This window comes from Marinobacter sp. LV10R510-11A, from assembly GCF_900215155.1.
GTDB lineage: Bacteria > Pseudomonadota > Gammaproteobacteria > Pseudomonadales > Oleiphilaceae > Marinobacter.
The window spans coordinates 894,328-914,142 of record NZ_LT907980.1 but is presented as its reverse complement, the minus strand read 5'-3'; the positions used below and the strand labels follow the sequence as shown (position 1 = coordinate 914,142).

17 protein-coding genes, 1 tRNA gene and 1 pseudogene are annotated in these 19,815 nt (G+C 50.5%); 4 read left to right on the top strand and 15 right to left on the bottom strand.

Annotation, left to right across the window (positions count from 1 at the left end; translation table 11 throughout):
* Window positions 1-90 precede the first annotated feature (90 nt).
* Window positions 91-498, bottom strand: coding sequence for a hypothetical protein (locus tag CPH80_RS04360; RefSeq protein ID WP_096275787.1), 408 nt, complete (start codon window positions 496-498; stop codon window positions 91-93).
* A 621-nt stretch (window positions 499-1,119) separates the two neighbouring features.
* On the opposite strand from CPH80_RS04360, the gene CPH80_RS04350 reads away from it, so the two are divergent.
* A complete protein-coding gene (locus tag CPH80_RS04350; RefSeq protein ID WP_096275785.1) occupies window positions 1,120-1,800 on the top strand; it encodes an SOS response-associated peptidase in 681 nt (226 codons plus the stop codon).
* Between the two features lie 353 nt (window positions 1,801-2,153).
* Here the strand turns inward: CPH80_RS04350 and CPH80_RS04345 are convergent, their stop codons facing one another.
* Together CPH80_RS04345 and CPH80_RS21500 are read right to left on the bottom strand one after the other, a co-directional pair.
* Entirely contained in the window at window positions 2,154-3,686 is a 1,533-nt protein-coding gene (locus CPH80_RS04345) for a relaxase/mobilization nuclease domain-containing protein (protein WP_157746847.1), read from the bottom strand.
* A complete protein-coding gene (locus tag CPH80_RS21500) occupies window positions 3,683-4,081 on the bottom strand; it encodes a plasmid mobilization protein (RefSeq protein WP_157746846.1) in 399 nt (132 codons plus the stop codon). Before CPH80_RS21500 ends, CPH80_RS04345 begins: the two co-directional genes overlap by 4 nt.
* 464 nt (window positions 4,082-4,545) lie before the next feature.
* On the opposite strand from CPH80_RS21500, the gene CPH80_RS04335 reads away from it, so the two are divergent.
* On the top strand, window positions 4,546-5,565 hold the full coding sequence (locus CPH80_RS04335) for a hypothetical protein (RefSeq protein WP_096275782.1): 1,020 nt from the start codon (window positions 4,546-4,548) through the stop codon (window positions 5,563-5,565).
* 68 nt (window positions 5,566-5,633) lie between these two features.
* Here the strand turns inward: CPH80_RS04335 and CPH80_RS04330 are convergent, their stop codons facing one another.
* Both CPH80_RS04330 and CPH80_RS04325 read right to left on the bottom strand, forming a co-directional pair.
* Window positions 5,634-6,170 carry a hypothetical protein gene (locus CPH80_RS04330; protein ID WP_096275781.1) on the bottom strand — a complete coding sequence of 179 codons (537 nt, stop codon included), beginning with the start codon at window positions 6,168-6,170 and terminating at the stop codon, window positions 5,634-5,636.
* Window positions 6,171-6,172: 2 nt separating this feature from the next.
* A pseudogene (locus tag CPH80_RS04325) lies at window positions 6,173-6,515 on the bottom strand (ATP-binding protein); the annotation flags it as partial.
* Between the two features lie 493 nt (window positions 6,516-7,008).
* Here CPH80_RS04325 and CPH80_RS21960 point away from each other — a divergent pair.
* Window positions 7,009-7,767 carry a PEP-CTERM sorting domain-containing protein gene (locus tag CPH80_RS21960; RefSeq protein ID WP_096275780.1) on the top strand — a complete coding sequence of 253 codons (759 nt, stop codon included), beginning with the start codon at window positions 7,009-7,011 and terminating at the stop codon, window positions 7,765-7,767.
* 119 nt (window positions 7,768-7,886) lie between these two features.
* Here the strand turns inward: CPH80_RS21960 and istB are convergent, their stop codons facing one another.
* The 10 genes from istB to CPH80_RS04265 all read right to left on the bottom strand — a co-directional run bounded on the left by istB (window position 7,887) and on the right by CPH80_RS04265 (window position 18,201).
* Entirely contained in the window at window positions 7,887-8,645 is a 759-nt protein-coding gene (istB, locus tag CPH80_RS04315; RefSeq protein WP_096275779.1) for an IS21-like element helper ATPase IstB, read from the bottom strand.
* 11 nt (window positions 8,646-8,656) lie between these two features.
* Window positions 8,657-10,198 carry an IS21 family transposase gene (istA, locus tag CPH80_RS04310; RefSeq protein ID WP_096275778.1) on the bottom strand — a complete coding sequence of 514 codons (1,542 nt, stop codon included), beginning with the start codon at window positions 10,196-10,198 and terminating at the stop codon, window positions 8,657-8,659.
* A gap of 156 nt (window positions 10,199-10,354) precedes the next feature.
* The gene (locus CPH80_RS04300) at window positions 10,355-12,043 is read right to left on the bottom strand and encodes a DUF262 domain-containing protein (RefSeq protein ID WP_096275777.1); all 1,689 of its coding nucleotides are present in this window, start codon (window positions 12,041-12,043) and stop codon (window positions 10,355-10,357) included.
* Window positions 12,040-13,860 (bottom strand): DUF262 domain-containing protein, encoded by a 1,821-nt coding sequence (locus CPH80_RS04295; RefSeq protein WP_096275776.1) that lies wholly within the window; start codon window positions 13,858-13,860, stop codon window positions 12,040-12,042. Before CPH80_RS04295 ends, CPH80_RS04300 begins: the two co-directional genes overlap by 4 nt.
* A gap of 847 nt (window positions 13,861-14,707) precedes the next feature.
* Window positions 14,708-14,923, bottom strand: a complete 216-nt coding sequence (locus CPH80_RS04285; protein WP_096275774.1) for a hypothetical protein — start codon at window positions 14,921-14,923, stop codon at window positions 14,708-14,710.
* Between the two features lie 109 nt (window positions 14,924-15,032).
* Window positions 15,033-15,131 carry a hypothetical protein gene (locus tag CPH80_RS23135; RefSeq protein ID WP_319823053.1) on the bottom strand — a complete coding sequence of 33 codons (99 nt, stop codon included), beginning with the start codon at window positions 15,129-15,131 and terminating at the stop codon, window positions 15,033-15,035.
* Window positions 15,094-15,285 (bottom strand): hypothetical protein, encoded by a 192-nt coding sequence (locus CPH80_RS23130; protein WP_319823051.1) that lies wholly within the window; start codon window positions 15,283-15,285, stop codon window positions 15,094-15,096. Before CPH80_RS23130 ends, CPH80_RS23135 begins: the two co-directional genes overlap by 38 nt.
* A gap of 392 nt (window positions 15,286-15,677) precedes the next feature.
* Window positions 15,678-15,764: transfer RNA gene (locus tag CPH80_RS04275), tRNA-Leu, on the bottom strand.
* 239 nt (window positions 15,765-16,003) lie between these two features.
* Complete coding sequence (locus CPH80_RS21955) at window positions 16,004-17,566, bottom strand: c-type cytochrome (protein ID WP_096275773.1); 1,563 nt, start codon at window positions 17,564-17,566, stop codon at window positions 16,004-16,006.
* Entirely contained in the window at window positions 17,566-18,201 is a 636-nt protein-coding gene (locus CPH80_RS04265) for a class I SAM-dependent methyltransferase (RefSeq protein WP_096275772.1), read from the bottom strand. Before CPH80_RS04265 ends, CPH80_RS21955 begins: the two co-directional genes overlap by 1 nt.
* Before the next feature lie 176 nt (window positions 18,202-18,377).
* On the opposite strand from CPH80_RS04265, the gene CPH80_RS04260 reads away from it, so the two are divergent.
* Window positions 18,378-19,814, top strand: a complete 1,437-nt coding sequence (locus CPH80_RS04260) for a cytochrome ubiquinol oxidase subunit I (RefSeq protein WP_096275771.1) — start codon at window positions 18,378-18,380, stop codon at window positions 19,812-19,814.
* Window position 19,815: the final 1 nt, after the last annotated feature.

Sequence of the window (19,815 nt, the reverse complement as noted above, 5' to 3'; positions counted from 1 at the left end):
GGTTGTCCTCTGAAATAATCAGGTGACAACTACCCTACGCTGACACATAGGGTTCCTGTCTAAACTTGACACTAAAGAGAGCTACAGGGTTCAGTCGTAATAACCTTCTAACTCGAAGGCTCCTATTGTTCGACTCAAGAACGCAGAAAGCTCCTCCGCCTTCATTTCAAGCCCTTTGATCAATACGTCACGCTCACCTTCTCGAGTGTTATCGCGCGTTGTTTCCGTAATGAACCACCCAGAGGAATGCCGGGTTACCGTGACAAACGTCGCCATCGGGATGCCGTTATAAGACGAAGCTATTCGAAACGGAGATTTCGTCACGGAGAGGGACAGGCCTTTCCAGTGGCATTTCGGCAAAATCTTTTGAAGCCGAGCTTCACTTTGACGTACTGCTTCTTCAATGAAGTCTGCATCCAGAATTCTTGCTGAACACTTGTGTTGACTAACAGCTAATGTAGCGTTAATTTTTTCGCGGTTTTGTACGTTGATTTTCAATTTTTGTTACCAGTCTTACAACCATCTTAATAACTTTATTTAAAACAATCAATTAGAAACCTAGTATATTCCCCTTAAAACCGTTAAAAATTGTAAAACCTTTACACATCTTGCAGGTACCCCCAAAGCGAGAGTTCACCCAGGTCTGACTAAACAACGCATAAATACACGGCCTCGCTGACCGCATAACAAGTTCCATCTACTGACCAGAGTGGTTACGTCATTCATTTTGCGCGATTATGGGACAAGACGACCTTATGTCACTGTCTTCCGAGACCGAATGATGGAAGTCGTATTGGGATGTCACCTGGACTGGATAGTGCTCAACAGGAGAAATGCGTACAAATTTAGCTCAGGAGAGTTAACAACATGGGGCGCAAATACTAAACGAAACGGGATCTACTTGAAGGCCTGAATGCCACGAAAGCGTATCAGGATGAATTGACAGAACCGCTCCCGAAGGAACTGGAGCCTCTGGAAAAGCTGAGGGGATCTGTAAAAAATTTCAAAAGGCCGCTCGATGGTTTCGAGGATGAATTCTTCGGTTCAGCAGAACGCTGTACAGACGAATATCTTCAAGAAGGAGATCAGCCAGAACGGGGCAGATAAAGGAGGTGAGGTATGTGCGGACGGTACAACGTAATCGACGATCCATTGGTCCAAGGATTACTGGAAATCCTGGGCATCCCCATTCGCGCACAAACCCGCCTCAACATAGCTCCAGGCGCAAAAGGTCAGATCGTCTACGAAACCAATCAAGGCCGAACCCTGGAAGATGCAATCTGGTCACTCTTGATAGAACGCAAACCTGACGGCACCGGATACCGCCCTTCCGCAAAATACAGCACCTTCAACGCCCGATCGGGAAGCCTTGGAACCAGTCCACTTTGGAAAAAACGCTTCCATTCACAACGAGCCATTATACCGGCCAGCGGTTTCCATGAATGGACCGGAGAGAAAGGACATAAACAGTGTTACAACATACACCCGACCAACAACGCGATAGCCTTTGCGGGACTATATGAGCTTTGGGATTTTGATGGCGAAGTTGTGCCCTCGTACACGATTATTACCCTGCCATCACACCCCAGATTCAGCCATATACACCCAAAAAGCATACCGCTGATGCTGATGTCGGAAGACTTCGATATGTGGCTAGACCCTCATCTTACAAACACGGACCCACTACAGCATCTGCTCAAGACTCAGGTAAGGCAACCAATCTCAGTAGAGCCCATCAGGTCACCAGTTGACCTAGAGCCCACAGAGCTGGGGGAAGAGATAACAGCTGATAACGGTTGAAAACGAACCAGCGTAAGCTTTCTCTTACGCGACCTTCAGAGATCGCCGCTAGTGCACCCTTACAGAATCCGTACACTGGTTGTGAGCCATTTGGTCAGGATGACTAAGGCTCACCGCCGGCAGGGATGCCAGGCAAACGCGACACCTGCATAGTGGTGTGACCGGTCAGGGAGAGACCTGCCATTTACCTACCACTCGACTCTTAAGCGTAAGCGCGGATACTCCTCAGCAACAGGCATTATCTTTTTGCTGTCGTGAGTTCTACCCCGTTACTGCGGACACTTCTAAACAGAGGCACACTGTGCCAAAGGAGTGTTCATGTCCAAACGCAGGAAATTCAGTCCAATTGCAGATCAAAGATTGAGGTCCATGTCATTGTCGAGAGTATCGCCATCGCCCGAAATTTTTGGTTTGATCCATTCGCCGTGTTCGGCCAGAATCATTTCACTCGTCTCGATTTTGATCTTCTCCAATTCCTTCCTGTCTGGCTTGTCGCTCGCTAATATTGTCCAGGCTTGATCCGGATCGGTGTCGTCTTGAATTAGATCCATGCCGTCTGGGACTTCGTTGTCTCGGGTTTGAGTTGCCGGAGCTGCCCAGCCTCTATCCGTGCCAAATAGCAACGCAAGAAGGTCCCGGACGAGCTTGAACATTTGATCGTGCATCATCTCCTCGTGCCGCTCTTTTCCACTTTTCAGCAACTGCTCAAACCCAAACCGGACATGGTGAACCTTGCCGCGCTTGTAAAGTCTGACCTTGATTTTTGAGCGCTTGAGGGCTGCAAATTGGATCCGGTTGATCGGCTGGAATGCATCAGCACGAACCAAAGTACCCGGAGCGGGTGGAAGACCCAGGGCGGCGTTGTGCTTGTGCAGATCGTAGGTGATGCCCTCCTTTTCGATAAGATTCCGCCATGTCAGCCGGGTCGCTTTCACTTTTGAGCCAGATATCCAGGCCTTCGATCCATGGGCTTGATAGCTGATCCCCTCTGGCTCGCCAGCCTTGTTTGTTCGAACTTTAACGTCAACCCCTACCGCCCGCAGAGCACTCACCAGCTCGCCCATATTGCGCGGTTTTTGCTTGCCCCATGCCTCGTTCACCCTTGCCCGGATAACCGCCGCCCAATCCTTCCGTGGGCCATTCAGCATGGCTTCGTTTGCCTCTTCGCGATTACCGCCCAGGTATTTGAATTGCTCTTTTTTGATGTCAACGCCCCATGAGTCCTCTGGGTTCGCGACGATTTGCAGGCCAAACCTTTTCTCAAGCTTGCGCATGGCTTCCATGCCTTTTGCATAGTCGTTGCTGCCATCGACCAAAGGGCCGCCCGGTTTGAGCTGAACTCGGCAGGTTAGGATGTGCAGATGCTCGGACGAGGTCTCACGATGAATGAAGCCGCAGTATTTGCAAAACTCGTCATAGCCCATGGAATCCATATATTCCTTCAAGACCTCACCCCATTGCTCTGGGGTTAGGGTTTCGCCTGGGGCTAGGCTTATGATGTAATGCCCGAACAATTTCTCACCTTTCCCGCAGTGCATGCTTGCGGCGGCTTCGAACTCATTATCTAAGTCGCTGAAGTCTACTGCGGGGGCACTGGCAGCGGTTTTGCCTTTTGTGACACTTGAATTGCCACTGTTGGCACTCGAACTGCCACTGCTGGCAGTAACTTCTGGAATGGCGTTCAGAATGTCATCTATGCCTTCAATGATGAACATCGGCTCGGGCTCTTGGGCTTGCGCTGGTTGGTCGATGAATTTGAGGTCAGAGGTCATGGTTCCTTTTATGAAGCCCAAACTCTCAATCGTGTGCTCGTGCCCTATTCCGCCTGCTGCGTAATTCAGACGCCCGTAGGCGCTGGAGTCGAACTCCTTTTTTTTGTGGATCATTTTGCGGGTCCTTTTGTTGCGAGCAATTTGTTCACTTTTTGGTTTAGCTCGTTGACAATTTTCGCGGTCATTTTTGCTTGATCGACCCATTCGCGAGGATAGCTCTCCCCCGCTGCAAGGTGCGCCACTATTGCGTTTGAGTTGCGGGCCAGCTTTGACACGGTCATCAAGTCGCCTGGAGTTATTGATGTCTGGGCGTTCCTGTTGCTCAGCACTCTGCAAAGATACCTAGAAGTGAATTTGAAGCCTTTGTCGGTGGCTTGCTGCTTGATACCCTCTGCCTGGGCTGGGGTGAAGCGGAGCCTGATGACAACCGTTTTTCGGTCCTCTGGGGCTTTTGGTGGGCGTCCGCCCCTGTTCTTTACTTGCTTATTTGCTTTCTTGATTGGTTGCATAATGCACCTTTATTATTTTTATTATATGGTTTTGTATTGATAGCGCAGAACCCGAAGGGTTTGAGCATCCAGCGTTTTCGAGAGCCTGCAAACACCGGGAGGGGTTTCCAGGCTCTCGAACACATAGCTGGCTCCATTTTCTTACTCTTTAATTGCCCTCATCTCTGTGCTTATTCTGCTGATCTTTTCGGGGTCCAGAGTTTTGAAGGCATACATATATATTCGCATATATATTATAATTCGGTAATCTTTTACCGCTGCAAAGTTATACATGCCGGGCTGGTGCGTATTTTGTTCATTGCGCAAAGCATCACTATACAGCGGGCGATTTTAAAGTCGCAGGGTGCTGGTTCATGGTTTGCAGAGTGTCGTGTGATGCTTACTTGTGCGATATTAATATTTACAAACCCATAAATTAATCTATAATTATAATATTGACGTATTTGGAATTTATAGAATATTAAATGGATCAAGATATGACGGACGGAAAAAGACAGAAAGGACGCCCGAAACTTTCAGTTCTTGAGAAATCAAAAAGTCGGGCCGCTCGTGATTATCGCGCATATCTTCACACCTTCGGATCAGAATTTGATGACGAGATCGAGCGCAAGCGGGTCCAGTTTTACGAATCAGACGAGCAGATGGGACGCCCTCCCCTGTCTTTAAAACAACATCAGGAGAAGGCTCGGACGGTTTGGGATGGCTCATGGACTGCCTATGTTAAGCAATGCGAGGTCGATAGCGTGGAGCCTGAGAGCCCCAAGGATTTGGAAAAACACAAGGCCAGAGACAAGGCGGGGCGGCGGGGCAATGATCGAATTGTTTATCTCTTGAAGTATGCCAGGCAGCAAAAACGAAAGGCAGAAAATGCGGAGGCGGTTCCAGACTTAGACTATAACGAATCCCTAAAAAACACACGCGGGCGGGTTCCAATGACGAAGCTCGAGAAAGTTGCACACTACAATCAAAAGGCAAAATCGGCGGAGCTTGAGATTGTTGAGCTGATTGCGAATCTCCCAAAGTCGGAACAGCTTTATTATAAAATTCATGACTTTAAGATCGAGCGACGCCAGACGTTAATGTGCATAACAAATCCAGGCAACCCGCAAGCACTAACGATGGCACTTTCTGCGGAGCAGGCAACCCAAAACATCATGGAGCTGGACACTGCCATCGGAGCGCTCGAAGTCGAACGACATGAAGCAATAAAAAAAGAGACGCCAAAAAAATCAAAACCAAAAAAGATGACACCGAACGAGATATCAGAAAAAGCTCGGGCGATTTTGTCCAATGCTCACGAAAACGCTTCCGACGAAATGAGGACGCAAGCGGATCAGGATTTAAAAGAAATGCAGGACAAATCGAAAAGACTGGATGAGTTACTGAATAAAGCCAGGGCTGACCGACTGCGCAAAAGGATACAAGAGCAAGAGCAGGAATTGATTGAAATGGGAATCGACCCAGCCAAGGTCATGAACGGCTAATCAGGTTTGTATTTGCTCGCCCCATCGGGGCGAAAATGGGCCAGTGCTGCTGTTACCCCCCCCCATTTTTAGCGTGGTGGGGAAAACTGAAGTATCTCAGAAAGTTTCGCCGGGTTGCCGCCTTTAAAGTCGCCCTTGGTGTTTCTAAACGCTTTCTTCTCCGGAAACACCTCATCTGGGTCATTTTCACTACCGTCACCAATCGCTATTGAATTACCTTGGCCCCACATCGATTCATGCAAAAAGTGGTTGTACCAGAGTAGCTGAGATCGCAGGTCTGGCGCTTTTTGGTTTGGCGAGTAATGCCCACGCTTTAGGGCAAGGACTGTCGAAACGTCGGTGCCCGAGTCAATAAGATCGTTCAAAAAACGGCGAAAGATATCGTTTCGAGGTTTTCCTGAAATGGGCGATCCTCGAATGATGGACTTCCATTCATCGAACTTATAGTTCTCGTAGTACAAAGGCGTCTTTCGTTGCCAAAAATCACCATAATGAAGCAGGAGTGCGTAAACCGCTGAAGGTTGCCACCCATTCCACCTGAAGCCTGCCACCCGGACCGGCGCAAGGCTGCCACCCATCGGAGCGTAGCGACGCGGGGATTTCATTGTTACTCCGAAGCTGTGGTGCCCGTCAACTTTGCTTGTCGTTTTCGCATGGATTCACCCCTGAGATTGATCTTGTAGGCGTTGTGAACCAGCCGATCCAGAATGGCATCCGCCAGAGTGGCGTCACCGATGACGTCGTGCCATTCCTCGATAGGGAGTTGGCTGGTGGCGATGGTGGAGCGACGGCCGTAACGGTCTTCCAGCACTTCCATCAAGTCTCTTCGGTTCTCTGCACTCAGTTTCATAAGACCCCAGTCATCCAGGATCAGCACATCGACTTTGGCGAGGTTGGTCAGGAGTTTGAGGTAGGCGAATGTACTGAGCGGTGTAGCCTTCCCGGCAAGCGTCCAAAAGTAGGCGTACATTTAGGACCTGCGCCACGACCCAGATACTTGAGCTGAGATTGGCTCCAGCTATATGTCCGTTAAACTACTTTTGCGACCTTCAACCGGTGTCAATTTTTTTACACTGGACTACTTCGCTTCGTTAGCTTCTGGACGTCAGATTGGAGCTGTAATATCCGAAAGTGCCATTTTCAGCCGTCGCATTTGGTGTCAGTTTTTTACAACCATCAGAGCCTAACTATTTTAACCAGGATAATGGGTTTCACTCTGATAAAAATAGTATTTATGCCTCAGTTTGGCACTCGAAGTCGCCATTTCACGCATTTAAGGCCATATTTCACTGCGGACATTAAGCGAGTGTCAGGTAATTTAACAGTTAGATATTATAACTTTAAGATAATCTCACTAAATAATTGAATTATATCGTTTAATTTATGTTGGCTTAAATTATGCATTCTGACATAGGCTTAATTTAAAACTATTTGGGGTAAAATATGAAAACTTCTAACTTATTTGGTGCGGTTCTTGCGATGTCGTTTGTCAGCTCTTCGGCGTTTGCATCCGTTATTACCTTCGCTGACGTTACCTTTGATTCGAACAACGGCCCGACTTCCGCGGTTCTGAGTGGCAAAACGAGTCTTTTCGGATCGGGCGCACGTGACACCTTTGGTGACAACAATAAGTCAGTGGGCTCGCTTGCGGCTTCCGATGAATTTTTAGCAGGCAAGGCTGGGACACAAGCATTTTTTGCTGCTATTGGCAATGATAAAGAAGTCGGTCGCGTAACGCTTAAGTTTGGGGAGACCCCTTTCACATTCTCCAACTTTACTGTGTTTGAGAATGGTGGGTTTGATCCAGCTGGTCCTTTTGCAGAGGTGTTTACCGCACAGTTACTGCTTGATGACGGTTCGTCTACAACCCGCCAGTATCGCACGGCTAGCAGCTTCGAATTGTATGCGCCAGTTGGCAACGCTGATACGAGTGTAGCAGGGGCGGCAGCCACGACATTTAGCGCACTTGATTTCGGGATTACGTCAGACAGTTTAGTAAGGGAGTTGATCATCGAGAGCGTGCTTTTTAGCCAAGCATCAGATTTTGGCGTGTCCTCTGCCTTCGGTGCAGGTGATTTTGACCCCGACATCACCTATGTAGCGCTGAACACAAGCTCTACTGAAGTTCCAGAACCTTCTACCCTCGCCTTGTTTGGCCTCGGACTCGCTGGCCTTGGCTGGTCCAGGCGCAAGAAAGCGTAAGCAAAAAAGAACAGTGATTAGCCCTCTTCGTGAGGGCTTTTTATTGCCTGAGATTTGAGGTGACTGATGCCCCTTCATGGCACATTCCGAACACCACCGGGGCTCAATGCCCCGGCTGGCTAGACTTCTGTCCTATTGGACGGAATAAAGATTACCTGCCGTTTTCGCATGGATTCACCCCTGAGATTGATCTTGTAGGCGTTGTGAACCAGCCGATCCAGAATGGCATCCGCCAGAGTGGCGTCACCGATGACGTCATGCCATTCCTCGATAGGGAGTTGGCTGGTGGCGATGGTGGAGCGACGGCCGTAACGGTCTTCCAGCACTTCCAGCAAGTCTCTTCGGTTCTCTGCACTCAGCTTCATGAGTCCCCAGTCATCCAGGATCAGCACATCCACTTTGGCGAGGTTAGTCAGGAGCTTGGGGTACTGGCCATCTCCTTTGGCGATGGTCAGTTCTCGTAGCAGCCGAGTCAGACGAACGTACTGGGCGGTGTAGCCTTCCCGACAAGCTTTGTGCGCCAAGGCACAGGCCAGCCAGGTTTTGCCAACGCCGGTGGGGCCGGTGACGAGCACATTCAGGTGTTCCTTCACCCATTGGCAGCTTGCCAGGGATTGGATTAATCCCTTATCCAGGCCGCGCGAGTTCCGGTAATCCAGGTCTTCGAGAACGGCGGTGTGTCGCAGTCCAGCCCGGCGCAGCCGGCTGGTCAGGCGTCGGTTATCTCGTTCGGTCATCTCCCGATCGACCAGCAGTCCAAGGCGTTCCTCGAAGCTCAGTTCTGTGATGTCAGGCGTGGCTGACTGATCAGCCAGTGCGGCGGCCATGCCTGTCAATTTGAGGGCATGGAGTTTGTCCAGAGTCGGATGTTTCAGCATGTCAGGTTCCCTCAGTGGTAGTAGGCTGGGCCACGGATATTGTCGTGGGTATCGGGTAAGGCCAGCTCTTGCTGTTCTTCCAGGGGCTGCTGGTCCAGGCGATGTTTGAGGATGGATTCAATGCTTTTATAGCGGCAGCTTCCCAGCATCAGGGCGCGCTGGCAGGCGGCTTCCAGTCGTGCTTCGCCGTAGCTCTTTCCCAGCCGGAGAATGCCCAGACAGGAGCGGTAGGCCTGCTGTGGGTGTTTGCGGGCACCCAAGGCGGTGCGGATGAGCTTTTCCGTCGCGGGTCCGGTCTTGGCCGCCCAGGCAATCAGCCGTTCCGGCGACCACTCACCCGCCTGCCGATGGGATTCGGGCATATGGGCGGAGATGGTGGTATGCCGCCCCTTCTGGTCAGAGCGACGGTGGCTGGCGATCCGGTTGCCCCGGTAAAAACACTCAATGGTGTTGTGGGTAATCCTGACCTCCACCTCCTTCTTGATCAGGGTGTAGGGTACCGAGTAGTAGTGCCCGTCGATGGCCACGTGGTAGTCGATGTTCACCCGTGCCTTCTTCCACTCTGCGTAGACATACGGCTCTGCCGGTAGCGGCTGTAGAACGGGCTTGTCCAGTTGTTCGAAGTGGTCACGCCGGCAGCCGGGCAGCTTTCGGAAGGGGCGACGATTGAGCTTTTCCAGCAGCTCACGGAGGGTTGCATTGAGCTGCCCCAGGGAGAAGTGCTGACGGTGGCGCAGCGCCGCCAGGATCCAGCGTTCGACGATCAGCACACCGCCTTCCACCTTGGCTTTATCTCGGGGCTTTCGGACCCGTGTAGGGACAACGGCCACGCCGTAATGGGCGGCCATGTCCTGATAGGTTGGGTTGAGGTCTGGCTCGTAGCGGTGAGCTTTGGTCACACCGGATTTTAGGTTGTCGGGGACCACCAGTTCAGGCACTCCCATGAGGAATTCGAAGGTTCGGATGTGGGAGCCAATCCAGTCTGGCAACTTCTGGCTCCAGGTGGCTTCGGCGTAGGTGTAATTGGAAGCGCCCATAACCGCCACAAAGATCTGCGCCTCGTGGATCTCTCCGGTAGTGCGGTCAATGACGGGCACGGTCTGGCCGGCGTAGTCCACAAACAGCTTCTCACCCGCTCGATGGTCCTGGCGCATCACCAGATCCAGCTTGCCCTGCCAGGCCCGGTAGCGCTCGCAGAACCAGCTGTACTGATACCCCTCTGGGTTTGCCTGCCGGTACTCCTGCCAGAGCAGGAACAGAGTGACGTATTTACCCTTCAGTTCATCGTGAATCTGCTTCCAGTCCGGTATGCCTCGGACCTGAGCCGGCAAGTCTGGGGGTGGCGGAAACAGCATTTTTTCTAGGCGAGCCTCCCCCAGATCCTCCGGCAATGGCCAGTTCAGACCGGCTTCGGCTAAACGCCGAAGATACTCGCTTACCGTGGGGCGGCTGACGCCGCAGGCCGCCGCAATCTGTCGGTTGCTTAGCCCTCGCTCCCATTTGAGGCGAAGGACTTCTTTGATCTTACGCATGGATAACCTCTTCGCAGGCATCTGGTCTTCTCCGGATGAAAAGACTCAGAGTACCGTTAAGTTATCCCGCGCCGGACGGTTTCGATGGGGTGAGTCAGACAGCCTGCCGGGGTGGCAGCGTTGCCGTGGAATCAGTGGCAGCTTTCGCGTGGAATGGGTGGCAGGCTTCGTCTGGAATCAGTGGCAACCTTGGTCTGGAATACGCAGCAGGAGACTTTGAAGCTCCTTATTGCTAGAGGATGAACCGGGGAAGCACTGAAAAAACGCGTTTTTAATAGAGTTCAACTTATCGAGTGATAAATCAGCATCAAACGTTACGAGGTGAGTGATGTTAATTGCACCGACGTCGGACCCATCTAAATTCAACGGATGATCTTCAATTTCCCAAATGATAGATTCGGCTTGACGCCGCTTTTCAGTATCATCAATTGCCCTCAACCAGTTTTCCCGCTGGTACTCTTCGTGCAACTCGTCACTAGTAACGAAACCTTCGCCCAGAAGATTTTCAACGCTGTCCTTTACCTGCTGTGCTGCTCGCACGTTATTGTGGAATCGAAGGTAGAAAGGTCTCAGATTCCGATATAGACACTCCAAACCCACACCTCTATCCAATGAAGCTACAACCGAATGTAATACCCCCCAGGCTAAAACCATGCGATTGGTCTCGGAGGAGAATACTTCAGGCCTATGGTGGTCAATGAACCAATCGGTTGAATCCAGGTTCCAGAGTGACCAAAGCTCTTTCAAACATTTTTCGATCCAATCTGAGTAATCGTATAAAGCTTCGAATTCTGCCCTATGATGGTCGAGGAACTCTAGGGCCTTGACGTATTTCTCAATATCATTCAGGTCGAGGATACTCGAAAGCACAGAAAGAGAGGTTTGCCGATCCCGTCGCTTTTCAGACGCGATGTATTGTCTGTCTCTTAGAAGGTATTGTTTCAACGCCGCGACGCAAAAAATGAACCCGTTGAATCCCTTGTCAGCATTGAGGCTCCTTTGCCTTGCACCAAGTTTTCGGTGCTTCCAAAAAAGATCCTGCCATTGCTCCCACTTCTTGCCCCAATCATTCTTCTGCGAGTCTGTCGCAATATGCGAGAGCAGTTCCGCCTTCAGGTTCTCATTGCTTTGGACTTGCTCTCCACGAGCATTCAAATAAATATAAAGGTTTTCACCTTGTGCGCTGATATTGGTATCGAAGTACCAGAACTCTGTTAGGTTCTGGACATACTCAAAAAACTCCGCTTCTGAAAGTTCCGCCGAATCAAGCCAAGAGGATATTGACTTCAGATTATTGAGCATCGTCCGGATACTGGCATCTTCGCTATAAGCATCGAGATACCATGCTTGGTCTTCTATCTCGACTTCTGGATTTTCAAGCACCAGTTGCACGATGGCCCCGAGAAAGTAACTGGTTGCATCACGAACCCGGTAATCAAGCAGGGGGTGCCCTGCTCGGCAATAATGTTTCGTGAAAGTACCTTCCTGACCACACCGGCTAGCCAGGATCAATAGCAGGAGGTACAAGCTTGTTATCCGCTGTTGTCCGTCGATCAGGAAATATCGCCCTTGGTACTGCTCGTCACTGTAGGCGTAGATGAAGCCGATGTTCGCCGAGAAATTTCGCTTGCGGAAAAAGTCCTCAAAATCTTTCTGTAAAAGTGCGCCAGAATCGCTTTGGATGTCGACATTGATCTCTGGGATGCAAGCATCCTGAAATTTACAGAACTCTTCGGCGATCGAAGAAAAAAAACTAAGAAGCTGGTCTTCTTGCCAAACATAATCCCGCTGTATTTCAGGAACGATAAGCTGGTCGATGTACCTGTTAACGAAAAGCTCTTTGAAGCTGTACTTACCTGCTCTCATAGCTCTTCTCTTTCCGTAATAGCCCGCAATGAGTTGCCAATGTGCCTTGAATGGACAGCGATATCGCGCGCAGTCCAGCTCTCTAGGTCATCAGTTAGTCCACCAATCATCTTGGAGAAAACATCAAAGGTGTGCTTGGGAACAAAGCTACCAGCTTGAATGCCACGCAGGATAGCCTGCCGCTTTTCATGGAAAAATCCATTACCTAACGCGCTGTTGTCCTTGCGAGCCAAAAGGCAAATATTGCCAATTTTGTTGATACAGTCTGTAGCCTCAAGCGCGTTCTCGTATACCTTGCGCTGATCAGTGTCCCTTTCCTTCAGTCGAAGCACTTCTTCCACGTCTTCACTGATAAACTCTGAGCTACTCGATTCAAGAAGCAATTGCCGAATATTATCTTTTTGATTTTCAGACAATACTTTCCCTTTTCCTTCGGGAGTTTGTGGGAAAACATGCTCCAAAGACCAGTCTTCTTTGTAAAAGACCTCGAAATTGAAACGTCCCGAATGGTCGCCTCCAGGGAACACACTGAGGGCCAACAAGACCGCATGAATTCTCTCGTCGTCTTCCCCATACCTGAGCGACTCAACAGCCGCTAATTCATCTTTTTTCACGCCCAATTTGGACAATACGCGTCCGTCTAGCCATACACGTAAAGCTGTTTTGGTTGGGTGTTCGAGGCACGCCTTGAGAAAACTGAGCCCAGTGCCTCGGCTGTTTTTGACAAAACGACAGAAACCAATTCTTCTATAGAAATCATTGTTTTGGAAAAAATCCGACAATCGCTGCTGGGCGCTGATCAGGGCTTCAAAGGCATGACTGGCGTCGTTGCGCTGATTGAAAAAATCAAAGAGTGGGTTGCCAGGTTTATTCTGTAAGAAACTCGGACTCGACGTATCTTGCAGAACCATTGCACAAAGCGTAAGTAGCTGGTGCATACCATCATCAGCCTCACCAAAATAAAAGCGGCAAATATCTGATCGCCGAGCCCAGCTCTGTATGTGCTCCCAGTCTTTTCCCAATCCAAGCCGAACTTCCATGACTTCTCTGAAGTGGCTGTCGGCATTGTCAACGCGTTTCCGGCCGGCGCGAGTTATCAACAACCCCTTGATTAACTCTACTTCGGTAAGAGGGACTTTGTTGCTATTAAGATTTCTGAAAACCGTTTCACTCTCGATGTGTGGTTCGACAGAGTTGACAATGACCTTTACCGATTCCTTTATATAGTTATCAAACGCTTTCAGAGACTCGGCCTCTTCAAGGTGGAATTCCCGAAACTCGTCACACTCTCTAAGCGCCCCATGTAGGTAGAAAATGTCTTGGCGGTCCAACTCAGGAAAGTCAGAAATAAGCTTATCCCAACTCAAATCAGCGAGTTCAAGTACACGTTTAGAAGGATAGATATTCTTGTCAAAAAAGTTCTCGCGAACCGCATAATGGAGCTTGCCGGTTGTGGGATTCGAACGCTCGACAGTTGCTTGATTTAACCGGGCGCTGATTACCGATAGCAGAATTGAGAGGGTTGTGAGGCGCTGTTGGCCATCAATCACCTCTAGGCAACTGATCTCATTCCCGTTCTTTTCTAGCCTCTTCCGCTTAACAGTGATGTATTGGAGATAGTACTCCGACTCTTTCTTCTCGAATGCGGATAGAAGGTCCGCAAGTAAAACCGGCACAGGGCCACCCGGCTCTGAGGACCATTTGTAGCCCCGCTGATAGGCGGGGATGTGGTAGCAACTTGCCTCGTATTGAGAAAGGCAGCCAGAGCTAGTTTCTGCGTTGAATACATCCTTGAGACTAAAAATGAGTTCCTTCATATCAAACCAGCGCTTCTTATTTGTTTTTAGGCTCGACTACCCCTTGGGAAGTCAGGATTGTGAATTTTATGTTTCAGTGTTTCCTCAAAATCGTAAAGTTCCTCAACCGAAAAATCTGGATTTTCATCAAATTCAAAGCGAAAGTCATCAATTGAACCGGTCGTAGCGTAGTTCTCTAACTCAGGCTTGTCCGCAGAAACTCGTACAAGTATCGTTCTGTGCCCAAATCGTTCAAGAGTTTGAACCTCAACATTTGCCAGTAGCTAACCACTGATGAGTTCATTTTGACCTCAATCGCGACATGCTTATCGTCTTTGTATCCGATGAAGTCATAACGTCCTGGATGCCCACCAGGAAAAGATTTATCACGATTTCTAGCCCTGATAGCTTCTCGATTTTCTTCCTTAAGTTTCTCCGCCTCCGGAGTGTTGAGCCCAGCTTTCCTTATATCATCGCCAGAATACGGTAAAGTATTTTCCTCATTGTGTCGGCTAGACACTCGGTCTATATATCCCTGAACGAGCGCGTTGTCTCTCATAAAGCCGCCTCGTGGAATAACTGATCCCTCATTGTCGATACTGAGCAGTGCATTGAATCTGCGGGAGCAGTGAAATGCCACTGAGCAAGCGTTCATCTCCCCTATTTCACCACCATATTTGATGTTTGGAACCTCGGGATAACTACTGCTCAAATTCAATTCTGAGAATAAGTTGTCGGGATTGGCACAAGGAACTTGGTCTGGGCTGTTGTCTCACATTCCACAAATTGATTGTCGTTTGCATGTTTGGGCTAGGTAACTTACTTCCAGTGCTGATAGGTCAGCCCAAGGTGGCAGGTCACCCCTGATTCAGCTGTTGTCTGAATTCTGCTGCATTGCCGCTAGATTAGCGGTAGCTGAACCTATCCAATAATTGTGTATTTTCGGGATTTCCTTGGCCTTGGGCAGCCGGACTTTATGGGTTTCCCGCCCATACTCAACCAATTCATAACCTTCATTAATCAGTTTGGTTTTCGCAGCTTCTTCTCCGATAGCTCCGATTGTCTTTGCTGATAGTTTCTGCACTATTCATCTCAATGTTTAAGGAATAATGCCGTTTTGTGCGTAAACCGCTGAAGGTTGCCACCCCGACCGGAGTGTGGCTCCCAGCCACCGGAGCGCTTCGACGCAGGGTTTATCTTCTTACTCTGAAGCCGTGGTCCCCGTCAATTTTTTTCTGCCGTTTTCTCATGGAGTTACCCCTGAGATTGAACTTGTAGGCGTTGTGAAGCAGGCGATCCAGAATGGTATCCATCAGAGTTTGCGTCACCGATCACGTTGTACTTTTCCTCAATGGGGAGCTGGCTGGAAACGGTGGTGGAACGACGGCCGTGCCGATCTTCCCGCACTTCGAGCAAGTACCTCCGGCTCTCAGCGCTCAGTTTCATGAGCCCCCAGTCATCGAGGATCTGCACATCCACTTTGGCGAGGTAAGTCCCTCAGCTGTTTAAAACCGTCCGTGGAAACGGGGTAAGGCCCCGCTCTCTTGATGCAGGACGAGATGAATCGTATGCACTGATGGGCCAGTTAAGTGAGTAAAAGTTGGTTGAGGTGGTCTCTAAAGCGTTTGACGTATCTCGGTTAAGCTATTACGAAAATCGTACAGGCGATCCGCAGTAGTAATCGAATTAGTGATTTAGCGAGGCGATGTGAACCGGATATTCCGCAAGAGCCGAAGTACGGCAGGGGCTGAGAATCTCAATCTCTAGGAGGGTCAGTTGTGACGTTTCGATTCTTGAGAGAGCCTTCTGCATGATAAACTCCCACAGTTACTTAGAAATGGTGCTCGGGGCGGGAATCGAACCCGCACGACCTGACGGTCTTCAGATTTTAAGTCTGATGTGTCTACCAATTCCACCACCCGAGCGAATTCTAAAACTTGTAGCAATGGTGTAGAAACGTTATTAGCTGTTTCATATACCACCAACTCAAGCCCTTGTTTCCATTACACTTATCTCTATAGAGTTAAAGGCTTTTAAGTCTCTTGTGTCTACCAATTCCACCACCGGAGCATTCGGGGAGGTTTTGAGGGCGAGAATTGTATAAGGCCTTACGCCATAACGCAATTCAAAACGCCGCCAGTTGGTGGACTGACGGCGTTTTGGCTTATTTGCTGGCAACGCCCGGGTTTTCGCCGTAGTTGTCGTGATTACCTAACCGCTTGCCGCCGACTTCCTTGCCATAGAAACCGTCGTGGTTATGGAACGTTTTAGCGGTGCTGTTCAGAGAATCCTGATTGCGACGGCGGGGATCTTGTGGGCGTTCGTGGCTATTAATGAATGCAGCCACATCCCAGGCATCCTGATCGCTCAGTGAGTTGGGTTTGCCCAGTGGCATGTTGGCTTTAATGAAGCCCGCAGCGGTATTGACACGGTGCATGCCGGCGCCCCAGTTGTAAGACCCATCACCCCATAAAGGCGGGAACACAACCTGCCCTGCTACTTCCTGGCCGAGACCATCATCACCGTGGCACACAGCGCACTGCTGGGTGTAGAGCTTGCCACCGCGCTCCCGGTCATAACCACCGTTTGGTTTTTCAAGCGTTACGTAGCCGCGGCCAGGCAGGGCCTGGTTGATCGGCGCGCCGGTAGATAACCAGTGTAAATAAGTTTCCAGTGCTACTAGGGTGTCACTGCCGGTTTCTGGGGCAATGCCATTCATGGAGTAGGTAAAGCAACCCTGAAGGCGCTCGCTCAGGGTGTTCACCTTGTCATTTTTGCCTCGGTACGCGGGATACATGCCAAACGCTGCCCACATGGGTGCGGAACTGGCCATGCGTCCCGCATTCAGGTGGCAGTTAACGCAGTTCTGGCCATTAAACACGTTTTCGCCACGTAACTGCTGGGTATTTACGAACAGGTCGCGGCCTTGGCGCACCATGTCGCCGTACTGGTTGTCGGGTATATCCCGGTCTTGGGGCGGTGTAAACGTGCCATGTCTTTCAGAAGCCGCCGGAAGCTGTTTCTGGTTCGCCATTTTAGGCTCTGGATCCTGTACCAGCGTATAACTGGCCAATTGCTCTGGCAGAGTTGCGTAATATTCGGTAATGGCTGTGATTTGTTGTTCGCTGAGCCGTTCTGCAACGACTTTCATCAGGTTATTAGGGTCGTTATTGCGACTGCCGTTGCGCCAGGCAACCAACTGGGTTTTCAAGTAGCTGGCGTGTTGTCCCGCCAGTGCCGGGAATGATTCTCCAACACCCATACCGTTAGGGCCGTGGCACTGGTTGCAGGCGGGGATGTTGTTGCCCCAGTCTCCGCGCACCGCAAGCCATTGGCCTTGGTTGCCTGGATCAGGCGCCTGAGGGGTAACAGCCGAGGCCGGTGACTCAAGGCTCTGATAGTAAGCTGCTACCGCCTGAATGTCGTTTTCAGATAACGCTGAAGCAAAAGGCTTCATGATAGGGTTTTTGCGCGTTCCTTTGGCATAGTCATGAAGCTGCTTACCCAGATATTCGGCACTTAGGCCTGCGATGTCCGGGAACCCGGCAGCACTGTTACCTTTGCCTTCAGGTCCGTGACAGGTAACGCAAGCTAAAGCACCTGCCCCATTGCCCTGTGTCGCAATGGTTTCTCCACGTTCTATACCTCCAGCGGCAACCGCTACACCGGTATTCAGTGCAACGGGGGCTGCTAGCAGGAATAGGACGGCTCTCATGGTTTTCATCATCAGTGGCTCCCGGCTTCGGATTTACGTGCGATTCCTTTATAAATATAGCCGGTAATTTTCGGGGCTTTCGGAATGTAGAGGTTTTCTAGCTCCTCCAGCTCAAATCCGGCGTGGCGGATCAGGTCTGCAATATGCCGGTTCAGGTGGCAGCCGCCTGCAAGTTTTTTCCAGCCCGGATTCACGCGGTGCTGCCATTTTCGGGTGTTTTCGTGGGGAGATTCGCCGTGTTCCAGGAACAGGAGCTCGCCTCCGGGCTTTAGTACGCGCTTCATCTGGAGCAGCGCCTTATGCCAGTCGGGTATGGTGCACAGGGTGAAGGTAAGCAGAACGGTATCCACGCTGTTGTCTTCCAGAGGTATTTGTTCGCCCGGCAAGCCTAGCCACTCCACATGGATTGGCGAACGCTTGAGATTGGGCTGTGCTTTGCGTCGCATGCCTTCAGAGGGCTCAAGGCCGTAGATCATCTCGACAATTTCCGGGTTGTAGAATTCCAGGTTAATACCCGAGCCCATTCCTACTTCTAGAACGCGACCTTTGGCGAGGGGCACAAGCTGGCTGCGCAGTTTCATAACCTGGCCCAGTGAGCAGGCACGGTCTATGATGTGTGGCAGGATTCGTTCTTCGTAAAAGCTCATGCTTTTCACCATAATTGTTTTAAATCAATGGGTGCGACAATCTGCCCTATCGGATTTGTTACCATATCCAGTAGCATGTCTTTTATCTGCCGGTAATAACAATCTAAGCTAAGGCAGTGGCTGAACGGGTTTGCTGGGCTCGTTTATTGTGACGTTATCATTACCGGAGTGTTCCTATGGAACTAGATCCTCTCATCCTATCGCGAATTCAGTTCGCGTTTGTCGTGTCATTTCACGCCATTTTTCCGGTGTTCACCATCGGTCTTGCTTCCTATATTGCGGTACTTGAGGGGCTTTCCTTCAAAACAAAAAACCCAGTATGGATAAAGCTGTCTTCGTTCTGGACTACGGTGTTTGCCGTTGTCTTCGGGATGGGCGTGGTTTCCGGCATTGTGATGTCGTTCCAGTTTGGAACCAACTGGAGCAACTTTGCCCAGGCATCGGCCAACTTTCTCGGCCCCATGCTGAGCTATGAGGTAATTACGGCCTTCTTCCTCGAAGCAGCTTTTCTCGGCGTACTGCTGTTCGGTCGGGATCGCGTTCCGCCAGGTGTGCACCTGTTCGCCGCGATTATGGTGGCGACCGGTACCTTTATTTCTTCGTTCTGGATTCTCTCCGCTAACAGTTGGATGCAAACCCCTGCCGGTACCGAGCTGCGGGATGGCGTTTTTTATGTAACGTCTTGGAGTGAGGCTATATTCAACCCGTCATTCCAGTACCGGTTTGCCCATAAAGTTATTGCGTCTTTCCTTACCGGTGGTTTCGTGGTCGCTGGTGTCAGTGCGTGGTACCTGCTGAAGGGCCGTGAGGTAGAGGCCAACCGCAAAGCTCTGTCGATGTGCCTTTGGTTATTGTTAATCCTTGCACCCATGCAGCTTGTGGTCGGTGATATGCACGGCATTAACACTCTTGAGCACCAGCCAACAAAAGTAGCAGCAATGGAAGGCAACTGGGAGACTTCACGGAACGTTCCCCTGCTACTGTTTGCCATTCCGGATAAAGAAAGCCAGAGCAATCTGTTTGAAATCGGTATTCCAGGCCTCGCCAGTCTTATTTTGACTCACGACTGGAACGGCGAAGTACCTGGTCTTACGGAGGTTTCGGCGGAAAAGCAGCCACCGGTGGCCATTGTGTTCTGGTCGTTCCGGGTTATGGTTGGCCTTGGGTTGCTGATGATTCTGTTCGCGTTTACGGGACTGGTTCTGCGGGCCGGTGATCGTTTCTGGCGCACTCGCTGGTTTCTTCAGGGCATGCGTTTTATGAGCATTACACCTTTCATTGCGGTAACCGCCGGCTGGTTTGTGACCGAGGTTGGCCGTGCGCCGTGGTTGGTGTACGGCATGATGACCCAAGCGGAAGGTGTAACTCCCTCGCTCACCGGCGGTATGGCCCTGTTCACGCTTATTGGTTACGTGGTTGTTTATTCATTAGTGTTCTCGGCGGGCGTCTACTACCTGATGCGCGTGCTCTATGTTGGGCTTGAAGATGAAGATGAGGACGACGATGAACCCGACCAGTTTGAGCGGCCGAAACGGCCCCTATCTGCGAGCCATGTGCCCTTTGAATTGCACGATGATTCAAAGACCAACCCAGCTAATCAAGGAGGCCATTGAT